We start from the raw sequence: 6912 nt of genomic DNA on the forward strand, positions 1-6912 counted from the left end.
AATATGAAACCGCACAACTATCTCTGGACCGTTGCGCTGCCCCAGGGCGCACGTGGCTGGCTGGGCACCGGCGCACTGGTGCTCGCGGTGGTGATGATCCTGCACTGGAGTGCCCGGGGCGCGCAGCTCAGCGTCGGGGAACTGGCTTCGGGCCTGCCGCAGATCGGTGACTTTCTCGCGCGCACCGTGCCACCGGACCTGAGCATCCTGCCCAGGTTGCTGGCCCCGGCGGTGGAAACCCTGCAAATCGCGATCTGGGGCACCTTGCTCGGCGTGTTGCTGGCCATTCCGCTGTCGTTCCTGGCGGCACGCAACCTGAGCCGTAATCGCCTGGTGTTCCATGCCACGCGGCAGTTTCTCAACTTCACCCGCAGCATCAACGAGTTGATCCTGGCGCTGATTTTCGTCTCCGCCGTCGGTCTTGGGCCTTTTCCCGGCGTATTGGCCCTGGCGTTGCACGGCCTGGGCATGCTCGGCAAATTTTTTGCCGAGAGCATCGAGGAAATCGACCAGGGCCCCATCGAGGCGCTCCAGGCCACCGGCGCGCGGCCCCTGCAAGTGATCGTGTTCGGCGTCTTGCCGCAAGTCATCACGGCGTGGATCGCCGTGGTGCTCTACCGTTTCGAGGTCAACCTGCGGTCGGCCACCGTGCTGGGCATGGTCGGTGCCGGCGGGCTGGGGTTTGAGCTGGTCAGCAGCCTCAAGTTGTTCAAATACCAGGAGACCGCCACCTGCATCCTCGTCATAACCGTAATGGTGATCCTCGCCGACGCGCTCTCTAGCCGGCTGCGTAACGCCATCCAGCGCGGTGCCAGCCATTGAACCGGCGTGCGCCGTTTCGGCCGGGCCGATTCAAGACTGCCAATGATCGATGTGAGCTGTTGTCGTCGGCCCCCAAGTGCGGGGCCACTTGCGCCAACAACAATAAAGGACCCGCCATGACCGCTCGATTCCACAACCCGGTTGATACCCGTTTCGGCTGGGGTAGCCTGCTGGAACTGGCCGACATCACCGCCCATCAATGCGTGGCCCTCGTGACCTTCCCCGAAGCCCGCGCCCTGGGCCTGGTGCAGCGCCTTGCGCAGCTGCTGGGCGAACGCCTGGTGTACGTGATCGAGGATGTGCAACCCAACCCGGACGTGGCGCAGTTGCGCGCCACCTATGAACGGTTCTGGCAGCAGGCGGGCGACTGCGACGTGGTCGTCGCCGTGGGCGGTGGCAGCGCCATCGATACCGCCAAAGCGCTGATTGTGGGTACCGAATCCGGTCATTTCGATGAACTGCTGGCCCTGTTGGCCAGCGGCCAGCCTTTTGTGCCGGCCCGTTGCAAAACCCTGATCGCGGTGCCCACCACCGCCGGCACCGGTAGCGAAGTAACACCCTGGGCGACCATTTGGGACGCCCGGAGCCAGAAAAAATACTCGCTGCACCTAGAGTGCACCTGGCCCCGCATCGCCATCATCGACCCGCAGTTGATGCTCACGGTGCCGGCCTCGGTCACAGTCTCCACCGGGCTCGACGCACTGTCCCACGCCCTGGAGTCGATCTGGAACGTCAACGCCAACCCAATCTCCGACACTTTTGCCGTGGCGGCCATCGAGGACATCCTCCAATGCCTGCCGTTACTACGCCATGACCTAGCCAACCAGGAACTGCGTTCGCGCATGGCCCTGGCGGCGCTCAAGGCCGGGCTGGCGTTCTCCAACACCAAAACCGCCCTGGCCCATTCCATTTCCTATGAAATGACCCTGCGCCATGGCCTGCCCCATGGCATCGCCTGTTCGTTCACCCTACCGCTGGTGCTCGGCCTGGCCTGGGGCCATGACGCGACCCGGGACCGCACCCTGCAACGGGTGTTCGGCCCGGACCTGGACCAGGCCCAGCGCCAGTTGCGTGAGTTTCTCCATGAACTGGGGGTCAAGACCGAATTCGCCGACTACGGCGTGACGGCCGCCGATTCCCAAGCCATGGTCACGTTCGCCCTACAAGGCGCGCGCGGCAAAAACTTCATCGGGCGCCTGGCCCGCAGCGAAACACCCCGGGGTGCGTGAGGTTGCGCTAGTTCGACACGGGCTCAAGGAAGATCAGTTGCAGCGGCGCAGCCAGCAAGTCCTCGGCCAGGGCGGCAAAACGCTGGAAGTGGGGCATCGTAAAGTGCGCATCAAGGGCTGCCTGATCTTCGAACGCCTCACGCATATAGAAGGTGCCACGCTCATCGCGCAGCTCGAACAACACGTAGTCAAGGTTGCCCGGTTCAGCCCGTGTTGGCTCAACCAGTGCCAACAACGCCTCTCTAAGCGCCTCCTGCCGACCGGCCCTGGCCTTGAGCACGGCCAGGGATACCAGCGATTTATTGGATGAACTCATGAACACACCTCCCGCGAATCAACATTATTTGAACGATCACACGGGCATCATCCTCGTCTTCTTGCCAGGCAATAAAAACCCGCAGAATGCACCAACACTTTCAATCAAAAAATGAAAATGCTTCAGCCCATCCCAAACCGACGCTTTTAGGGCCACACAAAGATTTCGCCGCCTTGGAGCGACGTAAAGCTGGAGGAGGGAATTGCAGGGCAACGCCTGTTGCGGGAGGGAAAACCAAAAGGGCTTGCATGAGGTTTCTCATGCAAGCCCTTGATATTCATGGTGCCCGAAGCCGGAATCTAATTAAGGAACAAAACACCATTCTTTATTGACAAAAAGGCCAATTCTTAGATAAGGATGTACTAGTCGCTGTACTATTTTATTGGTGCTGGGATTATCCAATACAGAATCCGTCCTGAAATTTTACCACTTCCTCCCGGTGTCCTGCCGAACGAACACCAAACCAAAACCCTACTGCTCGTCGCCCTACCCTCGCTCAATCATTACACCTCGATTACTGTATATAAAAACAGTATTAGCGAGATACCCCATGGCCCCCTACGAAATCGAAGACACCGGCGACTGGCTGGGCTCACCCACAGAGCTACAGACCTGCAAGCACCAGCTTCGAATGTACGAGAACGAATTCGAAGAGCTAACACTGAGCTTACGCAGAGCCCGTGAAGTTGTTCGCGACCTGGTGCAGATGAATGACGAATTGTCCGCGGGCAAGACTTTACTGGAAGCCGAGCTGAAAAAAACCATCGCTAACGTGGCACGGATTAACAAAGAAAACTCCGAGCTAACCGGAAGGATTGGCGGCCTACTGAGGGTGTCAGACCAACGGGATCACTTATTTAGAGAAAACCAGAGGTTACTCAAGGAGAAGAGGGAGCAGTTATAGCGTTGACGTAGGCCTGACAGGCCCGCAGGGCGATCAATCCTTGGTCGCCGGCATCGGTGATGTTGATAATTCGTTGAGCATGCGCTGGGTCAAGTCGGGCGCGCGCTCCTCCATGAACCACGCCGCCGGCGCTGGGGTCGGTTGGCACTGCGCAGCCACTGGCTGAATCCGTGGTGTCGAGTAGGACTGACAGCCGCAGATCAGCAGTAGCAAGACGGTCACGCAGGCGAGTCTGGTTTTTCTGGGCATCGGATAGTTCCCGGTAGTGGAGTTGGTCGCTGTCGGCCAGGCGCTGCTCCAGGGTCAGGCGTTTGTCCTGCTCGGCGCGGGCCTGGGTTGCTACGGCATTGCTGAGGGTGCCCAGGATGCTTTCGTGGGCCAGTGCCTGATCCGATAGCCGCTTACCGTAGCGCCAGTCCTGCACCTGCCAGGCGCCCGCCCCGCTCCCGGCCATCAGCACCAGGATCAACGCTGCCCAGCCAGCAATGCGCCAGGTGGCGGGAGTCATGCCAACACCTTTAACGCCCGGTCATACAGCGCCTTGCGATCCGCCAAGCCGTTGGTGCCGCCGTTGATCCGCTTGGTGATGAGCAAGAAGTCACCCGCATCGGCCAGGGTGTTGAGCCCGGCCCGGTGCCAGAACCACGCCGCCGACATGGCTGCGTGCTGGGGTTCCTCAAGCAGCTCGGGGTGCTTGAGCAGGTCCAGGCCCAGGGCTTCACCGCACGCCGCGTAGTTGGCCCGGCCGGTTACTTGGATCAGGCCGCGCCCGCGGAACTTGGAGCCGTCACCCGGGACGGTGTTGCCCAGATCCTTGCGCCCCTCATAGCCGGCCTGCTGCTTGGTTGGCCCCCAGATCTCGCGCACGTAGCGCAGTTGGCCAGACTCATGGCCGATCTGTGCAATGAACGCCGCCACGCGCGCAGGCGTGACAATGCCGAACTTGCCCATGGCGGTGTTGAGGACAGGTGCAAAAACGCCGGCTTTAGCGCCGGCGTTAGGGAGGATCAGCAGCAGTTGCTGCGCGGTGATGGGCATTGCTTTTCTCCAGGCAAAAATAAACCCGCTCGATGGCGGGTGGCTTAAAGATGCGGCGCTGTCAGTTTTCGTCGGCTGGCAGCGGGTATCGCTGTTTGATGGCAGCGACTGCCGAAAGCCAGGCACTGTAGTCCGGCTCAGCTCCCGCGATGATGGCGTCATAGTCCGCCTCAAAACGCAGCGGATCGGACTCGCTCGCAAAAGCGGCGCGCCTAGATGAGCGAGCACCTTCTAACGCCGCGGCACGCTTCTCGCTCTCCTGCTGTTCAGCAGTGATGACCTTGCTGAAATCAATCATGGGGCACCTCGACGGCTTCGGGCTCAGGAGTGAATGGTAATGCCAGCAACCCGTCAGGTGGGTCGATCAGCGGGCTTGGGAACAAGCATTCGTGCGAGGCGTGAGCGCCATGCGGCAGGACAAGAGTCAGCTCAAGCTTGCCGTTTACTCGACGAACATCCCCAGTTATCCACTCGCTTGAAATCGAGCCTGCCGGGAGAACGGCACCGTCGGGAAGCGGTGAAAAGTCAAAGGTTTCGCCATTGATGGTGAGTGCGTCTCCAGCCTTGCGGACAACGAGAGTCGCAGCGCTCCACAAAGGTGAAAGGTTGATGTTCATTATTTCCACCTCCCCACAGCCATGTAACTGATGTAGGCGCTTGCTGTTACAGAATAAGGGCTCATGGCATAGGCTCCTTGAAAGTAGGTGGTTGTTGGCGCCACCGCTCCCGTAACCCAAATTAATCCCGTGTTACCCACAATGCTCATTGTGGCGACTGGGGGCTGTATGAAAGCAGAAGCAAACATCGGTGGAGCCAGGTATGGCCCAGCAAAGCAACTCCCCCTCACATCTACAATCGCCAGGCTTGGAGCGTTCACGTACCCGGTGCAGATCTGAGTTCCATCGGGGAACCTGATGGCCGTGCCATTTGCGTTGGTGATCGTTGCGACATCAAGCCCCAGGGCCGTTACTGCTGCCGCAACAGTCTTTGCCCCGGTGCCGCCCTGGGCAATGCTGAGCGCAGTGGTCAGGCCTGTCAGGCTGGTGATATCACTGTTAGCTCCCGCGCGAGCTTTCTTGTTCCAACTAGCCTGGAAACCAGCAGCAGTACCACCCGCCACCCAAAGATCACCATCGATGCCTATGGCTGCTGCGAACTTGCGATTGGTGGAATAGCCAAGCTCAATCCCATAACTAGCTACCGATATAGGCGGGCCGTCTGTTGCAAGCGCTCCATTCCAGCCTCTGAAGCGGTTGCCTATCCACCCAGCAGAGCCCGTTTCAAAGTTCTGCGTGGTGGAAAGCAATCCCCCAGCACCGACTACCATTGCAGCGTTCGCCGTCACGTCTAGAGGCGAGGTCTGGGCAACCAGCACAGCAGCACTCCCAAGCTGAAGTCCGGCCCGGCCTGCTGCAGGGGTATCCCCACCAGTCCCGCCCTTGCTCACTGGCAGCTTGTCGTAGTTGCCAGTCGTGCCCAGGGCTGCCAGCTTTGGCCCGAACTGGTTGTTGAGGTTGTTGAAAGCATCCGACAGCATCTTGTCGTAGCCCTGCACCGGCATGATGGCGTAGGCCGCTCCGCTTGCAGTCGGGCCTTTGTACGCCGGCAGGATCGAAATCACAGTGGCGCTGGCGACGTTTGCAACCTCGTAGTTCAAGCCATCAGGGCCTACAAACGAATCACCTGTTCTTGCGTTTGCCGCAAAGTCTGCGTTGGTGCCTGTCACCGTTGTCGATCCATTGGTGACAGCGACTGTTCCCGCTCTTAGCCAAGGCATGGGGTTGTCCTTAAATTGGGCAATAAAAAACCCGCACTTGGCGGGATATTGGGAAACTATTTTTAATTGAATGGAAATGGCAAGTTCGTGGCATCTATTGAAAGCGCTATTGGATATCGGTCTGTAGGCACATCTGCATATCCAGATGGTGCAGTCGGACCTACAGGAGGGCGAGAGCTTGTAGTACCTGCCGATGCGCCAAAGATAAAACTGATCCCACCCACCCGACCATATGCTCCTTCTATAACAGCATAGGATTCTTGGTCGGTACTCCACACATCTACAAGAGATGCGCCACGGGACCACGGTAGGTATGTTGCGTAAAGCACGCCTGCTGAGAGCGGATAGTCAAAAATACAATCCTTTTGTCTTTGATATCGTATTCCACCTATTACCGCCGCTTGCTGCCTAACTTCCAACCTGCCGCCGTCATACGTCCAACCTCTCCAGTTCGGCGCCTGATAAATAGGAGATGGTGGGGGGGGCGGAAATTGCACTAACAATATTTAATGGGGGTTGGAGTGAATTGAATGTGATAACTCCATCTGATTCCCTATAGGTTTTCAAGTAAGGAGATCCTTGTAGACTATCAGACATTAGATCGAAGCAGTAGAACCTAGTACTGGTTGAGGCGTTTGAATACAGGAATGTAAGTGAACTTCCACTTTTAATTGTACCATTCAAGCAGCCAGAACCATGGGCGGTTGCAGGAGCTGAGTGCAACACGGTTATTGAATTGAAGCCGGAGCATCATGCCGCATAGCCATGGCTGCTTGCATCACCTCGCCTATGACCTCGATAGGACATTTGAAGTCGAAACGCTTAC

At 58.5% G+C, this 6912-nt stretch carries 9 protein-coding genes; 3 read left to right on the plus strand and 6 right to left on the minus strand.

The window, feature by feature from the left end:
• Window positions 1-3: 3 nt before the first annotated feature.
• Together phnE and psrA are read left to right on the plus strand one after the other, a co-directional pair.
• Window positions 4-822 (plus strand): phosphonate ABC transporter, permease protein PhnE, encoded by an 819-nt coding sequence (gene phnE / locus AC19YR_RS09195; protein ID WP_500598099.1) that lies wholly within the window; start codon window positions 4-6, stop codon window positions 820-822.
• A gap of 116 nt (window positions 823-938) precedes the next feature.
• A complete protein-coding gene (gene psrA, locus AC19YR_RS09200) occupies window positions 939-2051 on the plus strand; it encodes an iron-containing alcohol dehydrogenase PsrA (protein WP_500598101.1) in 1113 nt (370 codons plus the stop codon).
• 7 nt (window positions 2052-2058) lie between these two features.
• Here psrA and AC19YR_RS09205 read toward each other — a convergent pair whose 3' ends face one another.
• The gene (locus AC19YR_RS09205) at window positions 2059-2367 is read right to left on the minus strand and encodes a putative quinol monooxygenase (protein WP_095108483.1); all 309 of its coding nucleotides are present in this window, start codon (window positions 2365-2367) and stop codon (window positions 2059-2061) included.
• Between the two features lie 550 nt (window positions 2368-2917).
• Between AC19YR_RS09205 and AC19YR_RS09210 the strand changes: the two genes are divergently transcribed.
• Window positions 2918-3271, plus strand: coding sequence for a hypothetical protein (locus tag AC19YR_RS09210; protein WP_500598104.1), 354 nt, complete (start codon window positions 2918-2920; stop codon window positions 3269-3271).
• Here the strand turns inward: AC19YR_RS09210 and AC19YR_RS09215 are convergent.
• The 5 genes from AC19YR_RS09215 to AC19YR_RS09235 all read right to left on the minus strand — a co-directional run bounded on the left by AC19YR_RS09215 (window position 3246) and on the right by AC19YR_RS09235 (window position 6086).
• Window positions 3246-3779 (minus strand): lysis system spanin subunit, encoded by a 534-nt coding sequence (locus AC19YR_RS09215; RefSeq protein ID WP_500598106.1) that lies wholly within the window; start codon window positions 3777-3779, stop codon window positions 3246-3248. The two genes, AC19YR_RS09210 and AC19YR_RS09215, sit on opposite strands and share 26 nt — an antisense overlap.
• The gene (locus tag AC19YR_RS09220) at window positions 3776-4309 is read right to left on the minus strand and encodes a glycoside hydrolase family 19 protein (RefSeq protein ID WP_500598108.1); all 534 of its coding nucleotides are present in this window, start codon (window positions 4307-4309) and stop codon (window positions 3776-3778) included. The genes AC19YR_RS09215 and AC19YR_RS09220 overlap by 4 nt, the downstream gene beginning before the upstream one ends.
• A gap of 61 nt (window positions 4310-4370) precedes the next feature.
• Window positions 4371-4607, minus strand: a complete 237-nt coding sequence (locus AC19YR_RS09225; RefSeq protein WP_500598110.1) for a hypothetical protein — start codon at window positions 4605-4607, stop codon at window positions 4371-4373.
• Window positions 4600-4926, minus strand: coding sequence for a hypothetical protein (locus tag AC19YR_RS09230; RefSeq protein ID WP_500598112.1), 327 nt, complete (start codon window positions 4924-4926; stop codon window positions 4600-4602). The genes AC19YR_RS09225 and AC19YR_RS09230 overlap by 8 nt, the downstream gene beginning before the upstream one ends.
• On the minus strand, window positions 4926-6086 hold the full coding sequence (locus tag AC19YR_RS09235) for a hypothetical protein (RefSeq protein ID WP_500598114.1): 1161 nt from the start codon (window positions 6084-6086) through the stop codon (window positions 4926-4928). The genes AC19YR_RS09230 and AC19YR_RS09235 overlap by 1 nt, the downstream gene beginning before the upstream one ends.
• Between the last annotated feature and the right edge of the window lie 826 nt (window positions 6087-6912).

Source organism: Pseudomonas sp. MF08817 (genome assembly GCF_059862705.1).